The organism is uncultured Microbulbifer sp. (genome assembly GCF_947489355.1).
Taxonomy (GTDB): Bacteria; Pseudomonadota; Gammaproteobacteria; order Pseudomonadales; family Cellvibrionaceae; genus Microbulbifer.
On record NZ_CANLDD010000054.1, the window covers coordinates 1 to 26,665 of the forward strand.

Annotated in this window: 24 protein-coding genes, 3 tRNA genes and 2 pseudogenes; 9 read left to right on the top strand and 20 right to left on the bottom strand. The window is 52.7% G+C overall.

Annotated features, from left to right (window positions below; all coding sequences use genetic code 11):
- Window positions 1–91 precede the first annotated feature (91 nt).
- Window positions 92–214 (bottom strand): annotated as a pseudogene (locus tag Q1A48_RS17115) (transposase); the annotation flags it as partial.
- Between the two features lie 689 nt (window positions 215–903).
- Between Q1A48_RS17115 and Q1A48_RS17120 the strand changes: the two are divergent.
- Window positions 904–1,098, top strand: a complete 195-nt coding sequence (locus Q1A48_RS17120; RefSeq protein WP_299947371.1) for a hypothetical protein — start codon at window positions 904–906, stop codon at window positions 1,096–1,098.
- 240 nt (window positions 1,099–1,338) lie between these two features.
- Here Q1A48_RS17120 and Q1A48_RS17125 read toward each other — a convergent pair.
- Window positions 1,339–1,877: pseudogene (locus Q1A48_RS17125) on the bottom strand (IS481 family transposase); the annotation flags it as partial.
- Window positions 1,878–2,444: 567 nt separating this feature from the next.
- Window positions 2,445–2,996: a hypothetical protein gene (locus Q1A48_RS17130; protein ID WP_299947373.1), complete on the bottom strand. Its 552-nt coding sequence runs from the start codon at window positions 2,994–2,996 to the stop codon at window positions 2,445–2,447.
- A gap of 30 nt (window positions 2,997–3,026) precedes the next feature.
- On the opposite strand from Q1A48_RS17130, the gene Q1A48_RS17135 reads away from it, so the two are divergent.
- Window positions 3,027–4,088, top strand: a complete 1,062-nt coding sequence (locus Q1A48_RS17135) for a hypothetical protein (protein ID WP_299947374.1) — start codon at window positions 3,027–3,029, stop codon at window positions 4,086–4,088.
- A gap of 14 nt (window positions 4,089–4,102) precedes the next feature.
- Entirely contained in the window at window positions 4,103–4,468 is a 366-nt protein-coding gene (locus tag Q1A48_RS17140; protein WP_299947377.1) for a hypothetical protein, read from the top strand.
- Window positions 4,469–4,629: 161 nt separating this feature from the next.
- On the opposite strand, the gene Q1A48_RS17145 is transcribed toward Q1A48_RS17140, so the two are convergent.
- Together Q1A48_RS17145 and Q1A48_RS17150 are read right to left on the bottom strand one after the other, a co-directional pair.
- On the bottom strand, window positions 4,630–6,462 hold the full coding sequence (locus Q1A48_RS17145; RefSeq protein ID WP_299947380.1) for an FG-GAP repeat protein: 1,833 nt from the start codon (window positions 6,460–6,462) through the stop codon (window positions 4,630–4,632).
- A gap of 333 nt (window positions 6,463–6,795) precedes the next feature.
- Window positions 6,796–6,871: transfer RNA gene (locus Q1A48_RS17150), tRNA-Asn, on the bottom strand.
- 245 nt (window positions 6,872–7,116) lie between these two features.
- Here Q1A48_RS17150 and uvrB point away from each other — a divergent pair.
- Together uvrB and Q1A48_RS17160 are read left to right on the top strand one after the other, a co-directional pair.
- Window positions 7,117–9,123, top strand: coding sequence for an excinuclease ABC subunit UvrB (uvrB, locus tag Q1A48_RS17155; protein WP_299947383.1), 2,007 nt, complete (start codon window positions 7,117–7,119; stop codon window positions 9,121–9,123).
- Window positions 9,124–9,283: 160 nt separating this feature from the next.
- A tRNA-Val gene (locus Q1A48_RS17160) sits at window positions 9,284–9,360 on the top strand.
- A gap of 205 nt (window positions 9,361–9,565) precedes the next feature.
- Here the strand turns inward: Q1A48_RS17160 and Q1A48_RS21920 are convergent.
- The 9 genes from Q1A48_RS21920 to ccmA form a co-directional block, all read right to left on the bottom strand.
- The gene (locus Q1A48_RS21920; protein ID WP_366523433.1) at window positions 9,566–9,772 is read right to left on the bottom strand and encodes an AlpA family phage regulatory protein; all 207 of its coding nucleotides are present in this window, start codon (window positions 9,770–9,772) and stop codon (window positions 9,566–9,568) included.
- A 129-nt stretch (window positions 9,773–9,901) separates the two neighbouring features.
- Window positions 9,902–10,474 carry a YigZ family protein gene (locus Q1A48_RS17165; RefSeq protein WP_299947384.1) on the bottom strand — a complete coding sequence of 191 codons (573 nt, stop codon included), beginning with the start codon at window positions 10,472–10,474 and terminating at the stop codon, window positions 9,902–9,904.
- Window positions 10,437–11,021 carry a DsbE family thiol:disulfide interchange protein gene (locus Q1A48_RS17170; protein WP_299947386.1) on the bottom strand — a complete coding sequence of 195 codons (585 nt, stop codon included), beginning with the start codon at window positions 11,019–11,021 and terminating at the stop codon, window positions 10,437–10,439. Before Q1A48_RS17170 ends, Q1A48_RS17165 begins: the two co-directional genes overlap by 38 nt.
- Before the next feature lie 17 nt (window positions 11,022–11,038).
- On the bottom strand, window positions 11,039–13,033 hold the full coding sequence (locus Q1A48_RS17175) for a heme lyase CcmF/NrfE family subunit (RefSeq protein WP_299947388.1): 1,995 nt from the start codon (window positions 13,031–13,033) through the stop codon (window positions 11,039–11,041).
- Window positions 13,030–13,479: a cytochrome c maturation protein CcmE gene (locus Q1A48_RS17180; RefSeq protein WP_299947414.1), complete on the bottom strand. Its 450-nt coding sequence runs from the start codon at window positions 13,477–13,479 to the stop codon at window positions 13,030–13,032. Before Q1A48_RS17180 ends, Q1A48_RS17175 begins: the two co-directional genes overlap by 4 nt.
- Window positions 13,480–13,565: 86 nt before the next feature.
- Entirely contained in the window at window positions 13,566–13,790 is a 225-nt protein-coding gene (gene ccmD / locus Q1A48_RS17185; RefSeq protein ID WP_299947390.1) for a heme exporter protein CcmD, read from the bottom strand.
- A 1-nt stretch (window position 13,791) separates the two neighbouring features.
- A complete protein-coding gene (gene ccmC, locus Q1A48_RS17190) occupies window positions 13,792–14,535 on the bottom strand; it encodes a heme ABC transporter permease CcmC (protein ID WP_299947392.1) in 744 nt (247 codons plus the stop codon).
- A gap of 13 nt (window positions 14,536–14,548) precedes the next feature.
- Window positions 14,549–15,262: a heme exporter protein CcmB gene (gene ccmB / locus Q1A48_RS17195; RefSeq protein WP_299947394.1), complete on the bottom strand. Its 714-nt coding sequence runs from the start codon at window positions 15,260–15,262 to the stop codon at window positions 14,549–14,551.
- On the bottom strand, window positions 15,249–15,917 hold the full coding sequence (gene ccmA / locus Q1A48_RS17200; RefSeq protein WP_299947397.1) for a cytochrome c biogenesis heme-transporting ATPase CcmA: 669 nt from the start codon (window positions 15,915–15,917) through the stop codon (window positions 15,249–15,251). Before ccmA ends, ccmB begins: the two co-directional genes overlap by 14 nt.
- 317 nt (window positions 15,918–16,234) lie before the next feature.
- On the opposite strand from ccmA, the gene Q1A48_RS17205 reads away from it, so the two are divergent.
- Window positions 16,235–16,942, top strand: a complete 708-nt coding sequence (locus Q1A48_RS17205) for a 2OG-Fe(II) oxygenase (protein WP_299947398.1) — start codon at window positions 16,235–16,237, stop codon at window positions 16,940–16,942.
- A gap of 481 nt (window positions 16,943–17,423) precedes the next feature.
- On the opposite strand, the gene Q1A48_RS17210 is transcribed toward Q1A48_RS17205, so the two are convergent.
- Window positions 17,424–17,606 (bottom strand): PA3496 family putative envelope integrity protein, encoded by a 183-nt coding sequence (locus tag Q1A48_RS17210; RefSeq protein ID WP_299947400.1) that lies wholly within the window; start codon window positions 17,604–17,606, stop codon window positions 17,424–17,426.
- A 440-nt stretch (window positions 17,607–18,046) separates the two neighbouring features.
- Between Q1A48_RS17210 and Q1A48_RS17215 the strand changes: the two genes are divergently transcribed.
- A tRNA-Arg gene (locus tag Q1A48_RS17215) sits at window positions 18,047–18,122 on the top strand.
- A 534-nt stretch (window positions 18,123–18,656) separates the two neighbouring features.
- Here Q1A48_RS17215 and hdeA read toward each other — a convergent pair.
- The gene (hdeA, locus tag Q1A48_RS17220) at window positions 18,657–19,058 is read right to left on the bottom strand and encodes an acid-activated periplasmic chaperone HdeA (RefSeq protein WP_299947403.1); all 402 of its coding nucleotides are present in this window, start codon (window positions 19,056–19,058) and stop codon (window positions 18,657–18,659) included.
- A gap of 471 nt (window positions 19,059–19,529) precedes the next feature.
- Here hdeA and Q1A48_RS21925 point away from each other — a divergent pair, with 471 nt between their 5' ends.
- The gene (locus Q1A48_RS21925; protein ID WP_366523434.1) at window positions 19,530–19,673 is read left to right on the top strand and encodes a transposase DNA-binding-containing protein; all 144 of its coding nucleotides are present in this window, start codon (window positions 19,530–19,532) and stop codon (window positions 19,671–19,673) included.
- Window positions 19,674–20,215: 542 nt separating this feature from the next.
- Here Q1A48_RS21925 and Q1A48_RS17225 read toward each other — a convergent pair.
- On the bottom strand, window positions 20,216–21,103 hold the full coding sequence (locus Q1A48_RS17225) for a LytTR family DNA-binding domain-containing protein (RefSeq protein ID WP_299947405.1): 888 nt from the start codon (window positions 21,101–21,103) through the stop codon (window positions 20,216–20,218).
- 132 nt (window positions 21,104–21,235) lie between these two features.
- Between Q1A48_RS17225 and Q1A48_RS17230 the strand changes: the two genes are divergently transcribed.
- Complete coding sequence (locus Q1A48_RS17230) at window positions 21,236–22,426, top strand: acyltransferase family protein (protein ID WP_299947407.1); 1,191 nt, start codon at window positions 21,236–21,238, stop codon at window positions 22,424–22,426.
- 5 nt (window positions 22,427–22,431) lie between these two features.
- Here Q1A48_RS17230 and Q1A48_RS17235 read toward each other — a convergent pair whose 3' ends face one another.
- The 3 genes from Q1A48_RS17235 to Q1A48_RS17245 form a co-directional block, all read right to left on the bottom strand.
- Window positions 22,432–24,096 (bottom strand): aminotransferase class V-fold PLP-dependent enzyme, encoded by a 1,665-nt coding sequence (locus Q1A48_RS17235; RefSeq protein WP_299947408.1) that lies wholly within the window; start codon window positions 24,094–24,096, stop codon window positions 22,432–22,434.
- Window positions 24,093–24,881 (bottom strand): TatD family hydrolase, encoded by a 789-nt coding sequence (locus Q1A48_RS17240; RefSeq protein ID WP_299947410.1) that lies wholly within the window; start codon window positions 24,879–24,881, stop codon window positions 24,093–24,095. The genes Q1A48_RS17235 and Q1A48_RS17240 overlap by 4 nt, the downstream gene beginning before the upstream one ends.
- Before the next feature lie 318 nt (window positions 24,882–25,199).
- The gene (locus tag Q1A48_RS17245) at window positions 25,200–26,444 is read right to left on the bottom strand and encodes a sodium:proton antiporter (RefSeq protein WP_299947412.1); all 1,245 of its coding nucleotides are present in this window, start codon (window positions 26,442–26,444) and stop codon (window positions 25,200–25,202) included.
- Window positions 26,445–26,665: the final 221 nt, after the last annotated feature.

Here is a 26,665-nt window from a genome sequence, read left to right on the forward strand (position 1 = left end):
ACACCTGGCACTTCGGAATGAAAGCGCACATTGGTACCGACGACGTGCTCGGACTTATCCACAGCCTCGAAACCACGGCCGCCAATGACTCTATGGTAGATTTACTGACGCCCATGGCTTCGCACGCGGCCTTTACCGTGTACCCCTGGTCAACAACTAGCTGAGCCGCCTCCAGTTTGAACTCTGGGCTAAATTTTCTTTTTGTGCTGGTCATTTATTCACCTGATCTTCGTTGTGAGTGATGTTATCACCCAAAGTCAGATGGCCAAATTTACTATGCCACTACATTAAGAGAGCGAACCACAGGCAACCATAGTGCTTGGGCAGTTTTACAGTGGTACGCAACATTTTCATTTCTCTTCATCACTTGCTTAATACGGTACAATCGCACTAATTAAGTATCTTCAACAAAAAAACCTTTAAAAATGACTGCTGTTACTTCCTTCCAGGGCCAGATGATTGTTATTTGCCCAGCAAAAAGAGCTGTCGGTCACTCCTTCCCACGCCTGCCGGTTTTGCGCTTTTCCTTAGCCAGTGAAATTGGAAAACACCGCAAACCCCCGCCAGCCGTGGGCTGTAGCGATTTTCGGGATTTCACAAAAATGAAGAGCTTTGAAGCATTATGAAGAGATTTTTCATAGGCCAAATCACCCGAAAGCTAGCAACCAGGGGGTTTTCCGCGCGGTGATGGATTTTTGTATCTGCTTTCTTTGGCTGGCAGCGTGGCGTGTAGCTCATCATTTAGAGGAGCCACTAACCGTTGATTGCCGCTGTTTACAGCCTGGTGTTTAATCCCATTTTTTCATTTGCATGAGAAAACCAGCCATAGATGACTGCCTAGATACCAGTAACAAGATATTGCTTACCAAAAAACAATTGGATTACTTGGCAGAGAGTGGGACCATGCCTTTGATGAGCACAGATGGCATCACAATAGGCTATGTGGAAAAAGATCCACTGAGCAGCACTTCTGAAAAGATGCGTATGCGCTTTATTCGTACAAAGAGCATGCAATGGCTGCTCTTACTTGTACAGTTTGCCCTGGGGAATGCTAGCCGGACACCATTGTACAAAGTATTAAATTTACTGGAAGTTTAGGTATATATCTGGTACATGTAAGCAGCTATTCCAATACAATGAATAACGTTTGGTCATAGCATTTAAAAACGTAAAAAAATAGGAGATATATTATGTCTGCTGAAACTGATATTCAAGCTGGTCCGCAGGTTGTATACGAGCTGCCGGACTGTTGATACACTTCGATCAGGATAAGCTTTAGTAGTTCAGACTTGATCTGACAGTTGCCGGTTTTTCTAACGGTGCTCTGTCAGGTCAAGTTCAGCTTACGAGTTTTTGCATCCAGATCTTTTTGCCATCTTCAAGCGTTTGTACAGGCGTACGGCCACAGCACTTCCGGCCCTGGCGGGTTCCTTAATGCAATAATTGAGCCATTCGTCCAGTTCCATCTCTAGATCCTCCGGTGAACTATAAATATTGCGTCGTGGTGACGGCTGATAAAACTCCTGCAGAATGCTCTTATGAAATCGCTCACAGATACCATTCGTTTGTGGTGTCAGGCTTTCGTCTTCGTATGCTCAATCTCATTTACGCTCAGATACAGCATGATAGAAATGCTGCTCCAGCTTGCCACAGTACTCAGTGCCGCGATCAATGAGGATAGGCAGCACTGATAACTCATGCGAAGCGCAGAATAGCAACACACGGTCGTTCAGGAGATCTGCTACAGTGATTGGCGTCTTTGTTGTATGCAGCTTGCAATACACCACTTTTGCGTAGGTGTCGGAGTAGGTCTGCAGGTATACACATCCAACGCCTTTGAATGTTCCAACGTAGAAGGTGTCTTGGGGCCCCAGGTACCGGTGAAACAATCCGCTTCCTGCACGAAGACGAGCACCGCCTCGGACATGACCCCGAGCACTTGTCGTTAATGGAAAGTCTGGATGAGGCTGTCCATCAGCTTGATTTCCTTTCCGTACTCCTAACGCCGGGAGAGCACATGAAGCTGACCTCGGAAATGCAGCTCGGACTTTTCAGCATCCTGCGGGCATTACGAAACCGGCTCTCCAGCCATCAACACTGACCTTTCTTACTTATATTTATAGAAAGAAGACTTAGGCTCAGAACCAGCGCAGATCAATTTGCGTTGACACTTTGTTGACACTTGAACGAAAAAAGGCGATATCAATTTCTTGATCTCGCCTTTCTAAGACTTGCAACTCATTGATTTTCAAGGATTTTTTGGCTACTCCTGCTGGGCTCGAACCAGCGACCCAATGATTAACAGGTAAAGTTATTATGTAGTAATAGCGCGGTCTACAGAGCAATTCATTTTACACCGACCTCCCTTGGAGCCCGCATTCCACCTTGCTTTTTTTTTGGAATTTTACACGAAATTTTGCCACCAAATCTGGATATATAACCAGCTATTCTATCGCTCGAACAATCGCTTCAGCATGATCATAGTCGGCGTTTTGTTGTACAGATTTGTGGCCTGCCTCTTCCGCTTTTTCGATCCTGCTGCTGGGGCTGTTTGTAACCCCTGTGTGTTTCATCCAGTGCAAGGTAAAACTCTCTGATTCGGAAAGTATACCTTTCTCGACCGCCCGCTTCCGAATCCGCCCGAATGCGCTTCTAAGGGCGGAGGCAGTGAGGGGTCTGCCGCTATCATTGACGATTAAGGGGCAGTCCTCTGGGGCAATGGGCGTAGGGATATTCAAGGATTTGTATCGCTCTGATCGGAATTGTTTGGCAATATCTATTGCCCGACGCAAGCGGGGGCTCCATTTGACGATGTTAGTGCGGCTGCCTTTTGCTCTGACGATGCGCAGTCCTTCCTCCAGTTCCTGTGCTTGTGTGAGGTACCGACGTCTGTCATTCCCTCTATCCTCGAATGTTACCTCGACTGTACGACATTTGCACAAGTAGGCGATTTCTAGTGCGAGCCAGACGTAAATTGGCGTACTGCCCTGCCCCATGCCACGCCATCCAACAACCAGTTGGTGCGGATGCACTGGAGAAAGCGCCGGGCGGTGAAAAAGCAGCTGGCCAGCCAACACTATGTACTCGCCGCCAACCAGAATCTTGTGGGGCAAAGTTGGCAAAGGCTGGTGGCCTATGTGAAGGGCAATGCCAGCGGTAATGCCGTGTACAGTACCGCTCGCGGCGGTAACCATATTGGCAACCCGGCCAAGATGCAGGCCAATGTGCGTTTTATCACCCCGCTTTTTTACGCCAACTATTCCAACAAAGTGGGATCGATGCTGATCGACTACGTCAAGATCGACGTGGTGGAAGTACAGGATCAGCGCAACCTCCCCCTAATCCAGTCCGGCATCGCCAGCCTGCCCACCAGCTCCGCACTCTCCGCCGCCGATGCCGGCAGTACCGCCAGGATTTCCATTGCCGCACACTCGGTGCAGTTTGGTTTTGGCACTCGCAGCTACAACGCCGGCAGTATCAGCGGCTTGTCGTTCAGCCGAAAATACTATGTCTATTGTGATGATCCAGGCGTCAAAGGTGGAGCGGTCACCTATAAAGCCACCACCATCTATTCCCAGCAGACCGCCGATACTTGGCGCCGCACCATAGGCACTATTAGAACCCCTGCCAATGGCGGTGGCGGCACCGTGCCGGACGATCCCTGGTGCGTGGCTGCCGGCACCTGGTTGACAGAAAAGCTGCAAGCGGATCACTGCAAAGCGGGAGATCTGATCGACTGCTGGGATATTGGTGACAGCGATACCCATCTGGGCGCGATTCAGGCAGTAAAACCCCAGCAGGAAGTGCCTTGTGTACTACTCACCATGGTTAGCGGTGCCCAGGTGATTTGCAGCCGTGAAACCCCCGTCACTGATCCATACGGTACCGTGTACGAAGCCCAGCACTGTCAGGGTGTGACACTGGGTGTGCTGCATAAAGAGGAACCCCTCACCTGGGAAACCGTCAAGCGGGTCGAATGCGCGGGCCTGCACACTGTGTACAAGATCGGTGTGGGCAATATCAGCTATGCCGCCGGTATGGATTCCCAGCATCGGGTGATTACCCATAACCAAAGGCACAAGCCCTAATATAAGGAAACAACATGGTTGAATACATACAAGCCAGCGGTATCAGCAATGCTGGAGAAAACGAGCACTTTTATGAACTGACCAGCAGCATCTATACCGGTGATATTGTGCGCATCTCGCAGGTGCGCAACCCCATTGATCTGGATCAGGACGGCAGCCCAGATCAGTTTGCCTACAAGATTGTAGGTGCCTTCGTCACCACGGACAACCAGCTGCGCAACAATGCTGCCGGCACGCCCTGGCAAACTCCGGGCAAGGTGGAAACCCTGCAGGCCTCCGCCGTGGCTGAGGGCACGGAGAATGAAGAGGTCAACAAAGGTGCCTGGCGCATGGAGTGTACACAACGTACGGTGAACCTGCGGGTGGTGATTGGGGAGTGAAGTGGAGTGCTAACAGTCAACGGCGAGAGCACCGTACTGACCAGTTCCAACTCAAGCCCCCCGCCATCCAGGTAACTCAGTTAAATGTGATCAGCGGGCCGGAAGCGGCCGCACAGATCACATTTTGATATCCTCCCCGTTTAAGAGGCGGAAAAATGTTGCTAATAAATAAATACAGCGCCGGAACCTAGTGCATCGTTATTGGTTTGGTCACCATTAATACCTGTCGCATTGCTATTCTCGAATTGAGCCCCTATAGCCAGGGTATTGCCGTCTCTGCTAAGGCTGATCGTTCCACCGAAACTATCATGCCCATCAGTATTGCTGGCCTTGACGTAGCTCTGTTGGGCCCAAGTGGTACCTGTGCGGACAAATACGTACACTGCGCCCGAGCCAATTGCGGCGTTATTGGACCGGTCACCATCAATGCCCTTTGCATTGCTGCTCTCATCAGGCGCCCCCACTGCCAGGGCATTACCGTCTCCGCTAAGGCTGACTGACCAACCGAAGATGTCAGCTTCATTAGTATTGCTGGCCTTAACGTAGGCTTGCTGGGCCCAGGCAGTTCCGGTGCGGACAAATACATACACTGCACCAGATTCAGCTAAATCATTGTTGGCCTGGTCGCCATCAATGCCTATTGCATTGCTGCCCTCGCGAGGGGCCCCCACTGCCAGAGTGTTGCCATCACCGCTTAGGCTGACCCATCTACCGAAGAGGTCATTCTCGTCAGTGTTGCTGGCTTTGATGTAAGTCTGCTGAGCCCATGAAGCACCAGTGCGAGAAAACACATACACGGCGCCGGAAAAAAATGCACTGTAGTTGCTCTGGTCGCCATCAATACCTACTGCGTCACTATTATCGCCATACGCGCCTACTGCCAAGGTATTACCGTCATCGCTGAGGCTGACTGATCTACCGAAGCGGCCAAGCTCATCAGTATTGCTGGCCTTAAGATAGGCTTGCTGGGCCCAAGTGGCTCCGGTGCGGGAAAACACATACACAGCGCCGGAATCAAATAAATCGTTGTTGGCTTGATCGCCATCAATACCAGTCGCATCGCTGTTCTCGTAAGCTGCTCCCACCGCCAGGGTGTTGCCGTCTCCGCTCAGGTTGACCGTCATACCGAATCTATCGTCCCCATCAGTATTACTGGCCTTGACGTAGGTCTGCTGAGTCCAAGTGGTACCGGTGCGGACAAATACATACGCAGCGCCAGAATTAACTGCATCATTGTTGTCTTGGTCGCCATCAATGCCCGTTGCATTGCTGTCCTCAGAAGGAGCCCCCACCGCCAGATTGCTACCATCTTTGCTGAGACTGACTGAATAACCGAAGCTGTCAGCTTCATTAGTATTGCTGGCCTTAACGTAGGCTTGCTGGGCCCAGGCAGTTCCGGTGCGGACAAATACATACACTGCACCAGATTCAGCTAAATCATTGCTGGCCTGGTCGCCATCAATGCCTGTTGCATTACTGCTCTCACCATATGACCCTACCGCCAGAGTGTTACCATCTTCGCTGAGGCTGACAGAAAAGCCAAACCGATCATCTTGATCGGTATTGCTAGCTTTGAAATATCCGATGCTTTCAACCAAAGAGTCACTGACTGAAACGATTTTAGAATCAGAGCACCCCACCTTATTGCAAGCCTGCAATAGATACTGTGCATTGGTGCGAGGATAGAGAGGTACTTCCAAGGCGAAAGTCTCGGTACCTAAAGGGATGTCTTCCCCTACTTGGCTAAAGCCCGAAACGCCGTCTGGATTTTCCTGCAGACGGTAGTGGCTGGCTCCTTCGACAGCGTCCCATTTAAATCGGAACAACTTAATAGCCTCGAAACTCAAGCTGAAGCTCTGAGGTTGGCTAGGAGCTTGATTTACAGGAGGGGCTTCAATATCAGTAGTATTGTTGGAGTTGCCGGAGCCGCCGCCGCTACAAGCGGCAAGCAGTGACAGGCTTAATATAAAAACAAAAGCAGTTACAGTTTTCATTTTGGAGTGCATGTCTTTGCGTTGTGATAATGATTTTTAGATGCGAGTCCAGTTACATCGAGATGTGGGCGGGATTATGCTAGATAATGAAAAATATTCAAATTATGTTTAGCGGTTTATGGTAATTGTTGAGAAGTATGGGTTGGCCCTAACTAAAGAGGAGTCGGCACAGTTCTTAGCTGTGTTAAAACAGCCTTAAGGGAATGACCTAAATATAGATAAAGAAAGATAAAAAGGACGTCTGAGTTTTACACAAAATTTTACACATCTTCGGTATTCAGAACGAAAAAAACCCGCTTAGCTTTCATAACTAGCGGGATCTCTTCACTTTTTTGGCTCCGCCTGCTGGGCTCGAACCAGCGACCCAATGATTAACAGTCATTTGCTCTACCAACTGAGCTAAGGCGGACTTGTTTAGCGGCTGTGCCGTTCAGTTGGCGCGTATACTATAGGGTGCTCCCGTACAGGTCAACCCCTTTTTTGTAGTTTAACTACTTGATTTGACAAGGAATTATGTATTTGGTCTTCCTGTTGGGCGATATGGGTCCAATAGGAGGGCTCCGAAGAGGTGTTTCGGCCGTTCAGATTTGTGAGGCCCTTGGGGAAGCCCTACAATCGCATCTTCTGATATAGGTCCAAAGGTTAGGTTTATATATGGAATCGCGTCCATTCAAGGTAGAGTCTGGTTATAGCCCGGCCGGCGATCAGCCAGTTGCTATTGCACAGTTGGTTGAGGGGCTCAAGGATGGGCTAAGTCACCAAACCCTGCTCGGTGTTACCGGGTCAGGCAAGACCTTTACTACGGCCAATATCATTGAGCGCTTGCAACGCCCGGCAATTGTCATGGTGCACAATAAGACGCTAGCGGCACAGCTGTATGGGGAGTTCAAGGAATTTTTTCCCAAGAATGCCGTAGAGTACTTCGTGTCTTATTATGATTACTATCAACCGGAAGCCTATGTCCCTTCTTCAGATACCTTTATCGAAAAGGATGCATCGGTTAATGAGCATATCGAGCAGATGCGCCTCTCGGCAACAAAAGCACTAATTGAGCGGCGTGATGTAGTGGTAGTCACTACAGTATCTGCGATTTATGGGCTCGGTGACCCGGACAAATACCTAAAGATGGTGCTGCACCTGGACCGTGGGGACCTGGTAGATCAGCGCACGATTCTGCGGCGACTCGCTGAACTGCAATATACACGCAACGATGCGGATTTCCGCCGTGCCACCTTCCGGGTACGGGGGGATATCATCGATATCTACCCGGCAGACTCAGACCTGGAGGCTATACGGCTGTCTCTGTTTGATAGGGAGATTGAGGATATCACTCTTTTTGACCCGCTGACGGGGGAACAGCTCAAAAAAGTCCCGCGGGTCACCATCTTCCCTAAATCCCACTATGTAACCCCGCGGGAAACCATTGTTGGCGCTATAGAGCACATTAAGGAAGAGCTACGCTTGCGGCTTGAGCAGTTGAGGGAAAACGGCAAATTACTGGAGGCACAGCGCCTGGAACAGCGTACCCGGTATGATCTGGAGATGATGCAAGAACTGGGTTACTGCAATGGTGTGGAGAACTATTCCCGTTATCTGTCCGGGCGTGCTGTGGGCCAGCCGCCTCCCACTTTGTTTGACTATCTGCCCCATGATGCCTTGCTGTTTATTGATGAGAGCCACGTCACAGTTCCCCAGATTGGTGGGATGTACAAGGGTGATAGGTCGCGAAAAGAAACCCTGGTGGAATATGGGTTTCGCCTTCCTTCGGCTCTGGACAACCGCCCTCTCAAATTCGAGGAGTGGGAACGTCTAGCCCCACAGGCAGTGTTCGTATCGGCGACACCAGGCCCCTATGAAGCAGAGCATGCACAACAGGTAGTCGAGCAGTTGGTAAGACCTACGGGACTGGTTGACCCCGAAGTTGAGGTTCGTTCGGCCCTGACTCAGGTGGATGATGCGCTGTCGGAAATCCACCGCTGTGTGGATGCGGACCAGCGAATGTTGATCACGGTGTTGACCAAGCGCATGGCTGAGGATTTGACAGAATACCTCGCTGAAAGCGGGGTGCGCGTACGCTATCTTCATTCAGATATCGATACTGTCGAGCGTGTGGAGATTATCCGGGATCTGCGTCTCGGGGAGTTCGATGTACTGGTAGGCATCAACCTGTTGCGGGAAGGCTTGGATATGCCGGAAGTGGCGCTGGTGGCCATTTTCGATGCGGATAAAGAGGGTTTTCTACGCTCTGATCGTTCTCTGATCCAGACTATCGGGCGGGCCGCGCGCAATCTGAAGGGACGGGCCATTTTGTACGCAGATAAAATGACAGGATCCATGGAGCGCGCACTTGAAGAGACGCGACGACGCCGGGAAAAACAGCTTGCCTTTAACACGGAACACGGTATCACTCCGAAAGGGATTCACAAGACTGTCGCGGATATCCTTGAGGGGGCAGTGTCACCTGGGTTGCCAGCCAAGGGGCGGCACAAGGTAACTGAAGGGAAGGGAGCTGATATCCTTGTGGAGCCGATGTCCGATAAGCAGCGCTGGGCGCGGATCAGCGAGCTGGAAGAGCAGATGTACGAGCACGCCAAGAATCTGGAGTTTGAGGCTGCAGCCAAGCTCCGCGACAAAATAACCCAAATAAAGGAAATGGAGTAGCTGTTGGGTCGCGTTGTTTGGCTATCCTTCTAGCCTGAGCTTTGGTGTAGCTGACTGTCAAAGTTAATCTGTTCGAAAGCCCAGTAACTTATTGAAAACAATGAAAAGCGGTGGTAGAGTTCGCGCTCTTCGCAGCACTCGGTTACCCTAGGTGCAGTAGAGACCCGTAGCTCAGTTGGTTAGAGCGCTGCCTTGACATGGCAGAGGTCAGCGGTTCAAGTCCGCTCGGGTCTACCAGGCACTACGGCTTTTAACCCCTCTCAATTAACCTCAACTCACTGATTTTTAACTGCTTTTTAATTTATTGCTGAGAAAATCTAAATTCTCAGATTCTCTCAAGCCTCCCCTGCCGAAACCAATAAAATCCACTGAATTGGTTAGAATACGGTTAGAGTTCCTGCCTATGATTCTGACAAGAAAATTTGTCTTCTTAACCAATTTCCTAACGCTCTGTATGTGCTTCAGGCGAGGCTCTTCCATGCTGGATGTAATAATGAATATCACTCAGTCGCCACCGGACGATTTGGCCAGAGGTTAATATTGGTTCGGGAAATGTCTTACGCTGACGCATTCGGTAAATTGTGGCCTGCGATATAGAGACCATCTTGCATACTTCCTTAATGGGAATCAACCGATCTTCTGTTTGCACAGCTATCTTTCTGTCATCTGAGCGCTCCGCTATAGTGCTTTTGTGTTTCTGGTGACCGGGTTGGATGCGATTTTTTTCATGCTGACTCTCCTTTCCTTTTAACGTTGTATTAGGACAAAACTCTGGCCATCACGGGCGATTTCTCCTGCCTGTTCCAGTGCATCGAAAACGGGTTTTGCGGCTGGGTATCCACCGCGAATGCACTTGATGATGTTGCGTAACACGGGCCGGGTGACGAGTGACCAAAAAACGCAGGCGGGATTCCTGAGCAAACTCACAGCGAACGGATAGCCGCTGTAGTGGCACAAAACGCTTAAGTTTCACACGCTGTAATGCCGAATCTACGGAATCCCGATAGGCGCGCATTAACCCACCGACGCCCAGCTTGGTACCGCCAAAGTAGCGGGTAACGATGACCCCGACATTGCCAACCCCCCTCTTGAGCAATAATTCCAGCATAGGGCGACCGGCACTGCCAACCGGCTCACCATCATCACCCGTTTGCAATACTTCCGGGTCTGCGGGATTGCCAATTAGCAGGGCTGTACAGTGGTGGTTGGCATGGGGATATTGAGTGCGGACCTGATCGAGCTGCTGTTGAAAACGCATTTTATCTTTGACAGGACCCAACCAACAGACAAAGCGACTTCTCTTCTCTTCGGTTTCACTGACAACGGGATAAGAGGGAGTCTGAAAGATCATCGGCAAATTCTTCCCAACGCTGGGTGGTCAGCTTTTCATAGAGGGGCTGCAGTTTCGTCTGCCACACTTTGTCGTCCACAATTCCCACATGTTTGCAGCGTATCGTGCCTCCCGCATCAACCAGAAAGGTTTCCGGTGCGCCGAACACACCGAGATCAAGCGATAGACGTCCCTCTCGATCGGCCAGGCTGAAGCGGTAGGGATTGTGGAACTTTTCCAGCCATGCCAGAGCAGCCTTTTCGTCATCTTTCAGGTTAACACCCACAATAGGGACGCCCCGCTCCGCCAAAGCGTTGAGATAGGGGTGCTCGACCCGGCAGGCTATGCACCAGGTGGCCCATACATTGAGCAGATGTGGCTCCCTGGGCAGATCCTCTTTACGCACAATCTGATGGTTATCTGCTACCTTGGGCAGGGAGAATGCGGGCACCGGCTTGTTTAATAGCGCCGAGGGCATTTCCTGCGGCTCCAGGAACAAGCCGCGCCAGAACAATAGCGCCAGCGCAATAAAAATAAACAGGGGCAAAAAGAGTTTTAATCTCGACATTCCATCCATCCAGAAACTTATACGGCAGCCAGGGTGCCGGGAACTTGCGCAGATTCCACAGAGCGTGCGGCTGTGGCTTTGCGATACCGTTTGTCTGCCACCGCAATGCCCCCACCGATCGCCATCAACAAGGCCCCGAGCCAGATCCACACCACATACGCCTTGTACTGCAGGCGCACTGCCCAATCCCCACTGGGATTAGTGCGCTCCATGGGTTCTCCCAGGGCTACATGAATATCGCGCAACAAGCCAGTATCAATAGCCGCTTCCGTCATGGGATTGCCACCGGAGAAGTAATTGCGTTTTTGTGGGAGTAACTCGCCTAAGAGCTCACCATCTCGGCTCAGTTGCAGGATCCCCTCAAAGGCATGGTAGTTGGGGCCTTGTACCAAGCGCACACCGTCGAATTTGAAATCGTAGCCGGCTACCTGATAACTGTCCCCTGCCCCCATACGCAGATCCTTTTCCACGCTGTACACTGTGCTTAATACCACGCCAAGCACCGTTACCGCCAAGCCGATATGGGCGAGGTGCATGCCGTAATAACTGGCGCGCTGGCGCTTGAGGCCCACGATAAACGACTTAGCATTGCGGGTCTTGACCGCAATATCCGTGACACTTGCGGCCATTACCCAGATACCGATAAAAATGCCCAGCACCGCCCCCCAATGATAATGATCAAAAGCCAGCGGCCAGAGCAGGGCTACCGCTAGCGCCGTCAGGAAGGGCAGACGCCAGGCACCGAGGAGTTTATCCCAGCGGCTGCTTTTCCAGTTGGCGTGGATGCCCATGCCCAGCAACAGGCACAGCACCACCATCAGGGGTACAAAGAACAGATTGAAGAAGGGCGCGCCCACGCTGATTTTGCCCCAATTCAAAGCATCCGCCAGCAGCGGGTACAGAGTACCGGTCAATACCATGGCCATAATCAGTATCAGTAAAATATTGTTGCCGAGCAGGAAAGTCTCCAGGGAACGGAAAGAGAAAACACTGCGGGCACTGACAGTGGGTGCACGCAGAGCAAATAACAACAGGGACGAGCCGATAACTACCGCCAGGAAGGCCAGGATAAAGCTGCCACGCTGTGGGTCTGTAGCAAACGCGTGTACCGAAGTAATCACTCCGGAACGCACCAGGAAGGTACCCAACAGGCTCAGGCTGAAGGTGAATATCGCCAGTAAAATGGTCCAGCTTTTGAACAGGCCGCGCTTTTCCGTCACCGCCAGTGAATGCATCAGTGCAGTACCCACCAGCCAAGGCATCAGCGAAGCATTTTCCACCGGGTCCCAGAACCACCAGCCGCCCCAACCCAGTTCGTAATAGGCCCACCAACTGCCCAGCGCGATGCCAAGGGTGAGAAAAGCCCAGGCCACACCCGTCCAGGGCCTGGCCCAGCGCGCCCACACCGCATCCAAATGCCCACCCAGCAGCGCTGCAATGGCAAAAGCAAATACAACCGAGAAGCCCACATAGCCCATATACAGCAGGGGCGGGTGGAAAATCATACCCGGGTCCTGCAACAGGGGGTTCAGGTCGGAGCCCTCTACCGGCGGGAAAGGCAAAGTACGATCAAAGGGGTTCGAGGTCAGCAGGATAAACAGGAAGAAGCCAATCAACACCATGCCCAATACTGACAGCACCCGCGCCGACAGCTCCGGCGGCAGTTGGCGGCCGAACATGGCCACCGCGGCAGCCCAGCCGGCCTGCATCAGCAGCCACAAGAGTATGGAGCCCTCGTGGCCACCCCAGACAGCAGTGATCTTGTAGTAAACGGGAAGAATACGGTTGGAGTTCTGCGCAACATAGTCAACCGTGAAATCACTCTGCACAAAGGCAATTGTCAGGCAGGCAAAGGCGATCAGAACAAATGCAAACACCCCAAAAGCCAGGGGCCGCCCCGCCGCCATCCACAAGGGGCGCGCCGTGTAACTGCCGGCAATCGGTAGGGTTGCCAGGGCAAAGGAAAGCAGCAAACCGGCAATCAGTGCAACATGGCCCAACTCGGGGATCATATTTTTGCTCCACCGGCACAACTTTTATGGGAAACCATGCTCTCCGCCACTTCCGGCGGCGTATAGGTTTCATCGTGCTTGGCCAGTACCTGATCGGCGCGCAGGATACCGTTTGGCATCAGCCGTCCGGTGATGACCGCGGCCTCGCCCTCGGCAAACAGATCCGGCAGGATCTTGTCAAAAGCCACGGTTAATTCCGCTTCGCCATCGGTAATCACAAATTGTACCTCCAGGTTCTTGTCCGCGCGTTGGAGACTGCCCGGCACCACACAGCCCCCTGCGCGGATGCGCTTCTCGACGGGCACCTCCCCTGCAGCAAAGGCACTGGGCGCATAGAAGTAATCCATATTCTCGCGCATCGCAAAAGTCACAAAGCCCACTGCGGCGCTGGACAGGGTAACCAGAACAAGGACCAGAATCAGGCGCTGCCGGCGTACAGGGTGCATTGTCATGGGAATACTCCATTAGTGTTCATCTTATCCGCCCGGCAACAGCCGGCGCCGACTCAATAACCAGACCAATCTCTGCCGACCTATGCCGACTCTACTACAGCCATCCGCTCTTTAGTGACCTTGCGTCGGCGCTGCACTATACGCTGCTGGCGCTGCAGTTCGCGCTGGATCCGGCGACGTGTAATCCAGGGGTACAGGGCCAGGGCGGTGAGCGCTGCAAAAGTCACCGCATAGGAAATCCACACATAAATGCCGTGGCCATCCATCATCAGGAAGTCGGCAAAGCTGGAAAATTGAAACTGCATGTTACTTCCCCTCAGTCAGTACCTGTTGTACCCACTTGGTACGAATCTCCCGGCGTAATAGCAAGGTGCGGGTGTGCGTAAGCAAGGTCCAGGCGTACATGCAATAGAAGCCGATAATTACAGTCAGCAGCGGATAGAACATGCTCGGGTCGATACTGCTGGCTTCCGTCAAGCGGAGCGTGGCGGGTTGATGCAGGGTAAACCACCAGTCAACCGACTTGTAGATAATCGGAATATTGACCGTACCCACCAAGGCCAACAGCGCACAGGCCCTGTCGGCAACCTGTTCCCGGTTCACGGCCTGGGACAAGGCCATCACCCCGATATACAGAAACAACAAAATAAGCATGGAGGTGATTCGGGCATCCCACACCCAATAAGCGCCCCAGGTGGGCTTACCCCAAATAGCACCGGTAAAGAGTGCGATAAACGTCAGCACAGCACCAATGGGTGCTGCCGCCCGCATCACTGCAAAAGCGAGCTTCATCTTCCAGATCAATCCAATGGCACCACTAACTGCCATAAGATAGTAACCGGCCAGGGCAAGAAAGGCCGCCGGCACATGGACAAAGATAATACGATAGCTATTACCCTGTTTGGCATCCTCCGGCGCAAAACCGAGACCCCAGATACTGCCAACAATCAGTAACACTGCACTGGCGAGCGCCAGCCAGGGCAGCCAGGCACCCGTCTTTTGATAAAACCAGCGCGGTGAACCCAAGCGGTGAAACCATTGCCAAGCCAAAAAGACCTCCGAATCAATTATCCAGGCTGATACGTACTGCGACCGCAGTGGCCAAAGGAGCCAGTGCTGCTGCCGCAGCCAGCAGAGCGGCCAGTATCGCCAGCTGCGCACTGTAGGCATAGCCATCGATAGCCGCCTGCACCGCGCCGGTGCCGAAGATTAGCACGGGCACATAGAGCGGCATAACAATAAGCGCCAGTAGCAAGCCAGGGCGTCGCACAGCCACCGTCAACGCCGCGCCTATTGCGCCGATTAGACTCAGGCTGGCGGTGCCCATCAACAGCGAGACAAACAGGCATAGATACCCCTCCCCAGGCAGGTTCAACATTACTGCCAGCAACGGCGACAACAATGCCAACGGTAGGCCCGTAGCTATCCAGTGCACCAGGGATTTCGCCAGTACGGCAAAGTACAGGGGTTGCGGCAGCAGGGTTAGTTGCTCTAGGGTTCCATTCTCGAAGTCACTGCGCAACAGACTCTCCTGGGACAGCAGGGTAGCGAGCAGGGCCATTACCCAGATCATGCCGGGGGCTACGTTCGCCAGCAACTCGGGCTCGGGCCCGAGCCCGAGGGGCAGAAGGGCAAGCACCGAGACAAAAAACAGCAGGGGGTTGGCAATATCTGCCCGCCGGCGCAGTGCCAGCAACATTTCAATTCGTAAAAATGTGGCAAAGTCGGGTACAGCGCGCGCGCCACTCACCAGTGGATGGATATCAACTGAAGACATGCTCTGCCTCCATTGCCACCAAAGGTTCATCGACCATAAAGTCAGATAAATCGACAGAAGCGAGCCTCCCGAGGGATAGAGGCTGGTGGGAAGTGAGCAGGATGGAGCCACCGGAATGCAAATGGGCGGCCATCTGCTGTTCCAGTGTCGCCACCCCGACTGCATCAAGTGCAGTGAAAGGCTCATCCAGAATCCACAAGCTCGGAGCCTGGGGCAAGAAAAGACGCGCCAGGGCTACCCGGCGATTCTCTCCCGCGGACAGGCCGTGGCACAAACTGCCTTCAAACCCGCTCAGATCCACACAATCCAGGGCCCAAAGTGCTGACTCTCGGGTTGCCCCATACCAGATCAGGTTTTCCAAAGGTGTCAGGCTGTCACGCACCCCACCCTGGTGCCCGATATACAGCAGGGATTCACGCAAAACAGGAAGCGCGCCTGGAAAGGGACTGCCGCACCACAGTATCTCACCACGGAAATCACTGGCAGTGCCTATCAGGGTGCGCAGCAGCGTCGTTTTGCCCGCGCCATTGCTACCTTTGATCTGAATCGCAGTGCCCGTACACAGCGAGAAATCCAGACCCTCAAACAAGCGCCGGCCATCCCTATCACAGGCCAGATCGCGTACTTGTAAGACCACTGGGAACTTGGGAGTCACAGGCATTGCTGGAATAAAACTGCTCTTTCGAAAATATGAACGGCATTATACCGGCACTTGCGCCAATTGCATGGTATTCGACACAGCCGCACCCACATGGAATCGGACCAATCCAGAAATACTGGGTAGAAGACAAGGATTTTTGTTCGCCGGTATTGGCTCTGGCCCCAGCCTCTGATATTTTGCCAGGATCATGAGGCGGTACAAACCCCGCGCCACATACTCTGTATAGAGGCAAAACCCTTTGGTCGACCTCAACAATGTTCTTCGATGTAACCCGGTGCGAATACCGGACCAGCCTGTAAGGATGCACAATAATGACTAGTCTCGCTGCGAACGCCAGCCGCTGGCTCAATGCCGATGCCTTAACCGGCGAAGATACCCAAATCAACCTTCAGCCTTTCCCGTTTTTTATTGCCAGGAATACCCTGAACAAGGAGAAGATGCCCGCATTTCTGGAGGCCTTCCCCCATCTCAAAGGTGCCGGCTACCTCCCCCACGAGAAAGAACAGTGTGGAGCCGCCATTAATACTCTGATCGAGCAATTCACCGATCCGGAGTTTGCCAACACTATTGGAAGAAACCTGGGTATTGAAGAACTCTCCCAATACCCGACCTATGTCTCCATCAGTCGCACACTGAAAAAGCGCCACGGCAGAATACATACCGATGGCAAGTCGAAAATTGCCACCGCCCTGCTCTACCTCAACCCCGAGTGGACACTCGATGGCAATGGCTGCCTGCGCTTCCTCAGGTGTATTGATGACTTTGAGGATACCGTCGCTCCGGAAGTAAGACCTTCATACGGTACCCTGGCTGCTTTTAAACGTGCAGACAACTCTTTCCACGGCCACCTTCCGTTTGAGGGCCAGCGCCTGGTAATCCAGGTCGCGTGGCTGGTTAGTGCCGCCGACAAGGAGCGCAAAGCCAAGCGAGGAAGACTGTCTCATATATTGAAGCGAATACTGGGGTGGTTTAGTGGCAAGCAGGGTCCGAATGGGAAAGACGCCGCCACACCAATGTAAATACACCCTGGCGAAGCGGTCTCAAATTCTCGACCGCTTCAATACTAAAATAGAGGCAAACACGAGAATTCTATCTTGCTTTTTTATACACAAAATACCCTAACAGAAAGCCGAAAGTAGCCTGCCTGCGTCCCGAACCATCAGAATACAGACCTTCTATGCACAGAAATTTATTGGCAGATCAAAGTATCAAAAGAAAAATAAAGTGGATAGTTAAAGCGGGCTTAAACAATGCCAGAAATCTCATTAAAATCTGAGAGGAAAAACCATTAGCAATCTGCATATCCACTAACATTTTTAGAGTGACTAGCAACCCTACAGACAAACACGACACTTGAGAACTATCTATGCTTTCCCATGAAGGGGCAGCATGTCCTTTGACGCCACCTGTATCTCAAAAGTTCGCGGCAGCCGCGACAGCAAGTTTTTGCAGTGCGCAACCCCAACAAACTTTTTACTTTCCAGGTTTATACGTAGATCTTTAATTTTCGAAGTCATACTCCATTAGTTCGCGCCTCAGACGCATCTCCTCAAGTTTATCCTCCACCATCCGGCGTGCATCGCGCGGCGGATGGCAAGTGGCCCGCTTTAATATCTCAGTGGCAATTTCTGGAATATCCACAGCATCAAAATCCATGTACTTTTCGTTAACATGACCACTCATACGAAACCCCACAATCTTGACTCGAGAAAGCAAAAAATATCTTTTTACAACCAGAACCAACTCGCAGGTTAGCCACCTAAAACAAATAGGGTCAAGCAAAAAATTACAGGAAAACAATGATAAGTTTGCGTCAAGCTGTACACCTCAATGAAAGTGCAAAAATGTCCGCATAATAGCCCATTGGTAATATGAATCTAACGAAAGTACCCACAGGAATTGTGAAAAGATTTCGAGAAATCGTCGATTCGGAAATCGCGGGAAGTGTGGTAACCTGTTAACCGATCTGTTACCGAGAGTGACAAGTAATTATCCTGGCATCAATAGGGCAAAGAAAAGAGACCATTTATTAATCCATGATGGCATGACACTTGCCCTCATACTAGATAGAATAGGATGGTTCCCTCGTCAATGCTTGACTGTTCTGGCCTGTGGAGACATCTGCCCCCGTCGGTTAACAGGATAAACCACGGACCTCCTAAGTCCGGACTGGTGGTTCGAGTCCACCCGGGGGCGCCATCTATAACCTACTAACCAACCTCTCGGATACCGCCGACAAGCCCAAAAGAGCGATATCATGGCCAGACGTATAAATCTCGCGTGGAAGCTCCCCTAAACACCCCATCACTCCAAAACATGCTGACTATCTGCCAGCAGTGCTCTGTATTTGGCGCAATTTCTAACAATCTCATTCATAATCTACCCTCATTTAACTATTTAAAATTCAGTCAACACTTCACCGGTAAGGTTGAAAGTTCTGCAACCAATGCCAGCACAAGCACTGACTGCCCGCACTCTTAAACCGAAGGCAAAACAACAAATATTGGCTCTGTGCAAGTGAGCAAAGTAGTCGCAGCGGAGCTATCCACCTGGCCCAACGACTCTAGCCAACTGAAAAACCAGTGACAGACTCACGATGTAAAGAGCAATACCAACCCAACAGATGAAAAACTCTGCAGGACCTTTATACCTTGGATTGGCATCATATCAGTCCCTTGAACTGGCTGAGCAAAGCCCGGCTTTTGCCGGGCCCAACAGAGGGCAGAGAAACCGCTACTGCATCGTGTTGTTGCCGTTAGATCCACTAGTATTGCCATTTTGCATTTTCATCATTTTGTCGGATTTCCCCTTATCGTGATGCTGTCCCATCTTGTGCCATTCTTCCTTGAACTTGGTCCAGAAAGACTCATTAGGCGCCTTCGTACAGGCGGTGATAATCATCGGAGTCACCTTTTCTGTACCATCGATGTCCAAAATATCACCCTCTTCCTGGCCGCGCTTTGAGAAAGCCGCAGCCCAGTAGACGGCCTTGGGCTTAAACTGGTCATCAATTGCCAAAAAGTCCGCACAGGTCCACTCCTTTGCCGGCTTCTTGGAATGGGTTTCCGCGAAGACAGCTGCAGAAGCAGTAAGACTGGCGATTAACAAGGGAAGGATGTACTGCTTGCTTTTCACAATCATTTCTCCAAAATTTCCGGGAGGTTACCCCGTGAATTGACGGCAGGTCACATACAATCTGCGCGCTTCCTGAAAACTGTTGGATCTCGACACACCCATCGCTGCGAACGCCCCCGACGGGCTGTAAAGCGCCCACCGACCCAGCCCTGTAACAGCGGAAACGCAAGCCAGAGCAGTGAATGAAAAGGCGCCTGACCCATAGAAAGAATAGACGTATTTTTCATTTTTGAGACTATATCGTGAAGCTTTTCTCTTTAAGACCTTCAGGAAACCATAACGAATCTGGAAGAGTGCCCCAAATCCCTGAGCTAAGCTTTATACACAAATTTTTCAGTTTTATATTATAAATCAATGAGTTACATACTCATCTCAATAAGAATCACATAGTTAACTGGAGCATTATGTAGAACTCGGTCACGGATGAAGTGGAAAATCAAGTTATAGGTGATGTTCGGTTAAATAAGCGTATTGTCCAATACTCTCAGCAATTTAAGTTCTGACCCAAAGAATAGCATTCCCTGTGCAAACAAGACTTGGACAGAAATATTTGGAACCCATCGTTTTATTGAAAATGAAAAAGTCAACTCAAAACGATGTTGGCAAAACCCATAATTGCAGATGCGCTTCACTTATCAACCTGCCTGGCAGATACAACACTCAATGCAGTTGAATATCACTGGCATTGGTATCATATGGTTAAAAAACTGCAAAGAGATTGCACCAGGAATCTCTGGCTCTCCTGTATTTACTAATTAGCGCATAAGTAGCCAAACATTGTTTGTAGTGGTCTACTATTCCCGGGCACCAATTTCGGTAAAAATTAAGGCATACAATGAGTTGACAATGTCACTCCTTCCCCCTGGGGTTCAAGCTGGATGCTGTCTGCCCAATCACAGATCCAGGTTATTCCATTTCAGCCCGCACAACCATAACTTTCCAGCCGCTTCCCGGTTGCTGGCTCTTGCGCGGCGAGCGTTCCCTTTTCAGGGACTATTGGAAAATGTCAGATAAATCACGAACTGCCTATTCGCCGGGTGTCGCTGCTGCGCTTACTGTTCGGCCAGAAGCTCTTCGCGGAAACAAACTGTCCGGCAGTCGGTAGCCTCAGGGGCCTGAAACTGTCAGACCTGGACCCTGCCACTTGGTGCGAAGTGTTAAGCCGGAGCCACCTGGGCTCTAAGCTGGTCGCGGTAGCGCCGACTCACGGGTATTTGCTGCCCGTTTTCCAGGTGAATGCGCGCATCTCCACTTTCAAGGGGTTCAATCTCCGCGATAAAATTCAGCCGAACAATATAGGAACGGTGCACACGTACAAAACTATCGGGGTCCAGGCGATCCAGCAGCTTCGCCATGGTATCCCGCAGGGGATAGACCCTGCCACTCAGGTGCAGATTCACATAGTTCCCGGCGGCCTCAACCCATTCAATATCCTGTACATTGACCAAAAACTCCTTGCCCAGTTTTTTTACCAGAAACCGCTCAGGGCGCTTGACCGGCGCCGCCGGTTCCCCTACCTCCGGGCGCCCCGGCAAGTGCGTCTTTCTCTGTAATTGCACCAACAGAAAACGGTACAGATAGATAATGCCGAGCAGGAGGCAATAGGTACGGAAGTCTTTCAGGTATTCATAAAACAGCTCCGCCGGCCAGTGACCAAAATTATAGGAGCCTCCCTCCAGGTGGTAAATCGCAGTGCGCATAGCCACCATGCCGACAACATGCAGCAACGACCAGGGTAAGGTGAGTAGCAGATGTATGGCGAGGTTACGCCCAACCACGCCCTTCTGCAGGGGAAAGTGGCGATCCCAGGCCAGAAGCAGCGGCAACAATAGGGCCAACATCAAAATGCTGCTGCCTTCCCACACCAGGAATTCCCAGGATTGGAAACCCCGGTCTCCATCGCGGTTTTCCAGGGAGGCCACAGCAAACTGCGCCAGCCACTGCACAGAAAAAAACAGTGTCCAGAGCCCCACTTCAATCTGCCGCCTGTGTGCCATGTACCCCTGTGCCGCCATCACTTTCCTACCCCAATTCGATTGCGCCAATACCCCTTCCGCCATTCATCCCCGAACACCACCACTGGTACCTGAGGCGGTGCCGATTGCCCCTTCGCGGTGGCGGGCAGGGTGTTGCGAAGGTGAGCATAGCGGCAAAGCAAAATGAAGGAAACCATGTCTATGACTACACAACGCCGCCACGATATCGACATCCTGCGCGTGCTGGCCTTTGGCCTGTTGATTCTGTACCACCTGGGAATGGCTTATGTGGCCGAATGGGGCTGGCATGTAAAAAGCAGTCACCAGAGCGAGACACTGCAGCTTGTAATGCTGGCGCTAAACCAATGGCGCATGCCCCTGCTTTTTCTGATCTCGGGTGCGGCAACTTATTTCCTGTTGTACAAATTGGGCGGGAGGGGCTTTCTGTTCCACAGGCTGCATCAGCTGTTGATTCCCCTGTTGTTTGGCATGCTGATTGTGGTTCCACCCCAGGCCTATTACGAGGCGCTGGCCAACGGCGTGATTGAGCCGGGTTACCTCAACTTCCTCTGGCGCTATTTCACATTTCAGCCCTGGCCCGCGGACAGTTTTACCGGCAGCCATGTCGGCATTACCTGGAACCACCTGTGGTATCTGCCCTACCTGCTCTGCTACACGGTGGCCGTCATACCCGTTGCCCTATGGCTGCGGGCGCGGCAACAGCAATTGACAGCTTGGATCTCTGAAATCCGTGTCTGGCAACTCCTGCTCCTGCCCTTGTTGCCGCTTACTTTGTACGGTCTTTTTCTCTTCCCGCGTTTTGGCGGCATTAATTACGCAGTGATCGGCGACTGGTATACCCACGCCCAGTTTTTCACCTTCTTCCTCTGCGGTTATCTGCTCGTCAGTAACCGGGCACCCTGGCAGTTGCTGTCGCACTGGTGTATTCCATTGGTGGTTGCAGCAGCGCTCAGTTACAGCTTGTTCCTGTTCTTCGACAAGGTCTTGCCGGAAGACGCCTTCTACGGGCAATCGTTTATCCACTTGGTCATCGTTTACGCCAATCGCTGGTTCTGGTTACTGGCGGTACTGGCCTGTGCCTATCGCTACCTAAACAAGCCCTTTCGCTGGCTGCCCTATGCCAACGAGGCTGTTTATCCCTGCTACATTCTGCACCAGACCATCACGGTGACTACCGTATTTACGTTAGGTAGCCTGCCCCTGGGGCCAGTATTCGAGCCCCTGCTGGTTTTATTGATTACCGTTGCAGGGTGCCTGCTAATACACGAACTGCTTATTCGCCGGGTGCCACTGCTGCGCTTACTGTTCGGCTTGAAGCCCCTCACAGGAAAACGCAGCCCGGCAGCGAGCAGCCTGGCCCAGGGCACCTGAAGGCATCATGTCTGCGCCCGGCTGACCTCCACCTGCTGCAGGGCCTGGCGCATCAAGGCGTAAAACCCATTGCTGCGGGACTGGCTGAGGTGTTTACCCAGCCCCAATTCTTCAAACAGCCGGGGCAGATCAAGTGCGCAGATCTCCCCGGTAGTGCGCCCATCAATCTGTGACAGCAGCAGTGCCCCCAAACCCTTAACCACGCGGCTGTCACTGTCCAATTCAAAGAAATGGCGCCCACCCTCCTGCCAGTGCACCAACCAGGCCTGGGATTCGCAACCGCGAACGAGTTTTCCCGGACTGCGAATTTCCGGTTTGTGGCTAATAACCTTGCCCCAAAGTAACAACACCCGGTAGCGATCCTGCCAATTGCGCTGGGAAGTCAAATCCGCCAGTGACAACCGGGTAAAGTCGTCTCGGGGACCACTGCCACTTTCCCGCTGTAACTGCCCCGCAGGCGGCTGCTGGAAATCACAATACGCCTCCAGGGCCTGTAAAAAAGTCCGGATATCGCTCTCGGTATTGTAAGCGGCCACCGAGGCACGCACCGTGACCGGATTGCTGCCGGCCCGGCCCAGCAGTTGCGCACAGTGGTGTCCCACCCGTACGGCAATGTCCCGTTCATCCAGCCAGTGCATAAGATCAGCGGCACTGCCCTGTACCGGCACAAAGGCCGCAATACCCAGGTTGTTGCGAGCCTGGCTCACCAGTTGAAAGTTTGGCAATGCCTCCAGTTCGCGATGCAACCAGTGCACCAGCTTCTGTTCGTGCGCGGCCATAGCCCTGCGATCCTGCCGGGCAAGAAACGCCAGCACGGCTCCAAGGCCGGCGATCGCTGCCAGCGGGGAGGTGCCGGCCTCGAATTTATGCGGTAACCCGGCGTAGCGGCTGGTTTGTAACCCGACTTCTGAAATCATCTCTCCACCGCCGAGCCAGGGGGGCATGGCTTCCAGCAATGCTTCGCGCCCATACAGCAGTCCGATACCGGTGGGCCCGTAGAACTTGTGCGCAGAGCACACAAAGAAATCACAGCCAATTTTTTGTACATCAACCACTTCATGCGCCGCCAGTTGGGCGCCATCTACAATCCACACACTGCGTGTGTGTTGCACTTGCCGGCGCACCTGGGCCAAATCCGGGCGCAGCCCGATTGCGTTGGCGCCTCCAGTGAGGGAAACCACCCGGGTGCGCTCATTCAGCACGGTGCTGAGCTGGTCAAATCGGGGAACACCCGCCGTATCGGGCACAAAACGCAGTGTCAATTGATATCGCTCGGCCGCCATCTGCCAGGGCACGATGTTGGCATGGTGCTCGGCGGTGGAAATTACGATCTCATCGCCGGGAGCGAGACTACTGCACAGGCAGTGGGCAAGCAGATTCAGGGCTTCGGTGGCACCGCGGCAGAAGACCATTTCATTGGGGCTGGCGGCATTGACAAATTCTGCTGCCTGCCTGCGCACCCGCTCCACCATTTCGGTGGCTTTGCGGGCGAGCCGGTGGCTGGACCTGTGGGTGTTGGCGCTGCTGTGAATATAATAATCGCGCACGGCATTGATCACCAACAGAGGCTTCTGTGTGGTCGCCGCGTTATCCAGGTAAACCAGCTCCGCATTTTCCTCCTGGGCAAAAAGTGGAAACTGCCGTTTGAATGCCTCTGCCGAAAAGCTCATAGGGAAAATACTGTCTCGGTGTTGTGACGGGTTGTATTGGCGATCTCATCTGCAGAAACGCCGCGCAACTTTGCCAGCTCTGCAGCGATTAAAGGCAGGTATTCGGGGCTGTTGCGCTGCCCCTGCCAGCCCGATAAGGGCATATCCGGTGCATCGGATTCCAGCAGCAGGCTCTCCAGCGGCACTCGGGAAAACGTGCGGCGCGTCTTCGTCGCGCGTGGATAGGTGATGGTGCCACCCACCCCCAGGTAAAAACCCAACTGCCAGTAATCCTCGGCCATCTGCTCGCTGCCACTGAATGCGTGCACAACACCACCGCGAGGAGGGCAATAGTGTTTCAGCAAGCGCAACACTGCGTTGTGGGTACGGTGTACATGTAACACCAGGGGAAGTTGCAACGCACAGGCCACTTCTATCTGTAACCGGAACACGGCCTCTTGCAGGGCCAGGGGGGTCTCTATGGTGGTATCCAGGCCACACTCGCCGACCGCCACACAGGCGTATTCGCGCAAATGCGAAGCGAGGGCATGAGCGAGGTGATCCAGCCCCTCTGCCGATACGGTCAAATCCTGTATCTTGCCTACCCACCAGGGATGAATACCCGCTGCCGCATACCAGCCCGGCTGGTCTTTGACCAGATCTGCCAGGGGTTGCCACTGAGCTTCGCAAACCCCAGGGATAATCATCCGGCTGACACCGGCAGTCATACACCTTTGCCAAACCCGATTCCTGTCCGGCGCAAAGGCGTCAAAGTCAAAATGACAATGGCTGTCGATCAATTTCACTGAGTTCTCCGGGTTTGCCCGCATCCTGACACGGGACAGTCGCTACCTACCTGCCCGGTATCAAACAGCGAAGCCATTGCGGGGCATTCCCTGTATTGTAACGACCTGCACCGGCCTGAAAAGAGCGGCCTTTGCCGAATCCCCAGCATGTGGCCCGTTGGAAAATCCCTGAAGGGCAACAAGTTCCAGCCGTTCAAAGCCGGCCTGTCAGCACCGGGCCTCACTGGATGACCTCTGGCTGATAGCGGGCGGTTCGGCAATGCCCAAGGAGTGCCTGGGTGAACTGGGCTGGAGTGATACCCCCGCCAGGGGGTACCCTTACAGTTGCAACTTTTTGATCAGGCGTGCACTGGTAGTACCCTGCACCAGTAGAGAGAAAAGGACCACACCAAACACCATGGACTGGATTGTCCACCAGTAAGGCAACTCAACCGGTAAAGACAGAACCAGTGCCACGGCAATAACACTGCGCAAGCCACCCCAACTCATCAGCAGTCGCCAAGACTTTGGAATCGGCGGACCGACAAATCTGGTGAGCGGCGCGATCAATACCACCGAAAGCGCCCGCGAACCCAAGGCTGCCGCCGTTGCGATCAGCATGGCCAGCCACTGGTGCGTGAACATCTCAAAGGTAATCACCAATCCCATAATGACAAAGATGATGGCTGTAAACAGCAATCCCAGCCACTCCCAGGTCGGCTCGGCATCAGCCAGATAGGTTTTGCTCTGTCTGCGCAAACAGGAACGGGCCACAATGGCACAAACCATCACTGAAATAATACCGGATACCTTCAACACACTTTCGGCCAGATAGAAGCTGCTGAACGCGGCAATGACCAGGGTCATCAATGCTGCACTGGGGGAGCGCAGGAACAGGATGATCAGGGTGGTGACCAGGCCAAATACCAGCCCACAGGCCACACCGCCAAAAAAAATCATACAAAAATACAGTGCTACCGAACCGGCACTCAACGACGGGGCCTCGGTCCCCATCGCCGAACCCTCCATCAGAGAGTAAGTTGCCAGCCCCAGCATCAGGGAGTAAAAAACCACTGCTGCAGCGTCATTAAAGAGGCTCTCCCCCTCAATGAGCGTCACCACATCCTGCCCACTCTGTCCCCGCCGCAATAAATTCACTATCGATACAGGGTCGGTAGCGGCGAGAATCGCGCCCGTCAACAGGGCTGCGACCCAGGGGAATCCTTGCGGGTGACCGATACCATAATAAGTGATTGCCGCGATAAGGAAGGCGCAGACAACCAGGCCCAGGGTAGAAAACAATAAAATCGGACCTATCCAGCGCTTCAGTATTTTTGGTTCCAGTTGCCAGGCCGATTCAAAAATCAGAACAGGAAGAATAACGAAGAAAACCAGCTCGCGCAGACTGGTTGCCCGCAGTCCGGTGTCGTACTCGATCACCGGCAACAACAGGGCAGCCAGGACACCGGCGATTAGGCAGCCAAGTGTGTTATCTATGCGCAGGATACGTGCGATGCCCAGCCCAATGACCGCCGCCAGAGCCAGGTAAAGCCCCTGTCCTACGATGGTGACTACATCGCTCACTGGTTTGTCCCCTTGCGGATTATCAAACTGGTAATAGAAATATTGACTCTAATAGCTTTATACAATAGCTATTCCCCGGTTTTCGCCAATAGGCACAATGTGCAGGCCACCCCCCCCACACAATGGGGGTTCTCAACAGCCTTTTTCCCTAGGGGCAGTTCCCGTTTCACATGGGTAGCCATAGGAAGGCACAAGCCATAGCTACTGTGCTTTGATAGCAC

Coding starts and splice junctions, on each gene's coding strand:
- Q1A48_RS17130 (WP_299947373.1), bottom strand. CDS start 2,996: ATGGGGCAGGGCAGTACGCCAATTTACGTCTGGCTCGCACTAGAAATC.
- uvrB (WP_299947383.1), top strand. CDS start 7,117: ATGGAATCGCGTCCATTCAAGGTAGAGTCTGGTTATAGCCCGGCCGGC.
- Q1A48_RS17230 (WP_299947407.1), top strand. CDS start 21,236: ATGACTACACAACGCCGCCACGATATCGACATCCTGCGCGTGCTGGCC.
- Q1A48_RS17165 (WP_299947384.1), bottom strand. CDS start 10,474: ATGATCTTTCAGACTCCCTCTTATCCCGTTGTCAGTGAAACCGAAGAG.
- Q1A48_RS17205 (WP_299947398.1), top strand. CDS start 16,235: ATGACTAGTCTCGCTGCGAACGCCAGCCGCTGGCTCAATGCCGATGCC.
- Q1A48_RS17120 (WP_299947371.1), top strand. CDS start 904: ATGCCTTTGATGAGCACAGATGGCATCACAATAGGCTATGTGGAAAAA.
- Q1A48_RS17140 (WP_299947377.1), top strand. CDS start 4,103: ATGGTTGAATACATACAAGCCAGCGGTATCAGCAATGCTGGAGAAAAC.
- Q1A48_RS17180 (WP_299947414.1), bottom strand. CDS start 13,479: ATGCACCCTGTACGCCGGCAGCGCCTGATTCTGGTCCTTGTTCTGGTT.
- Q1A48_RS17235 (WP_299947408.1), bottom strand. CDS start 24,096: ATGAGCTTTTCGGCAGAGGCATTCAAACGGCAGTTTCCACTTTTTGCC.
- Q1A48_RS17210 (WP_299947400.1), bottom strand. CDS start 17,606: ATGAGTGGTCATGTTAACGAAAAGTACATGGATTTTGATGCTGTGGAT.
- ccmB (WP_299947394.1), bottom strand. CDS start 15,262: ATGTCTTCAGTTGATATCCATCCACTGGTGAGTGGCGCGCGCGCTGTA.
- Q1A48_RS17170 (WP_299947386.1), bottom strand. CDS start 11,021: ATGTCGAGATTAAAACTCTTTTTGCCCCTGTTTATTTTTATTGCGCTG.
- ccmD (WP_299947390.1), bottom strand. CDS start 13,790: ATGCAGTTTCAATTTTCCAGCTTTGCCGACTTCCTGATGATGGATGGC.
- Q1A48_RS17135 (WP_299947374.1), top strand. CDS start 3,027: ATGCACTGGAGAAAGCGCCGGGCGGTGAAAAAGCAGCTGGCCAGCCAA.
- Q1A48_RS17145 (WP_299947380.1), bottom strand. CDS start 6,462: ATGAAAACTGTAACTGCTTTTGTTTTTATATTAAGCCTGTCACTGCTT.
- Q1A48_RS17175 (WP_299947388.1), bottom strand. CDS start 13,033: ATGATCCCCGAGTTGGGCCATGTTGCACTGATTGCCGGTTTGCTGCTT.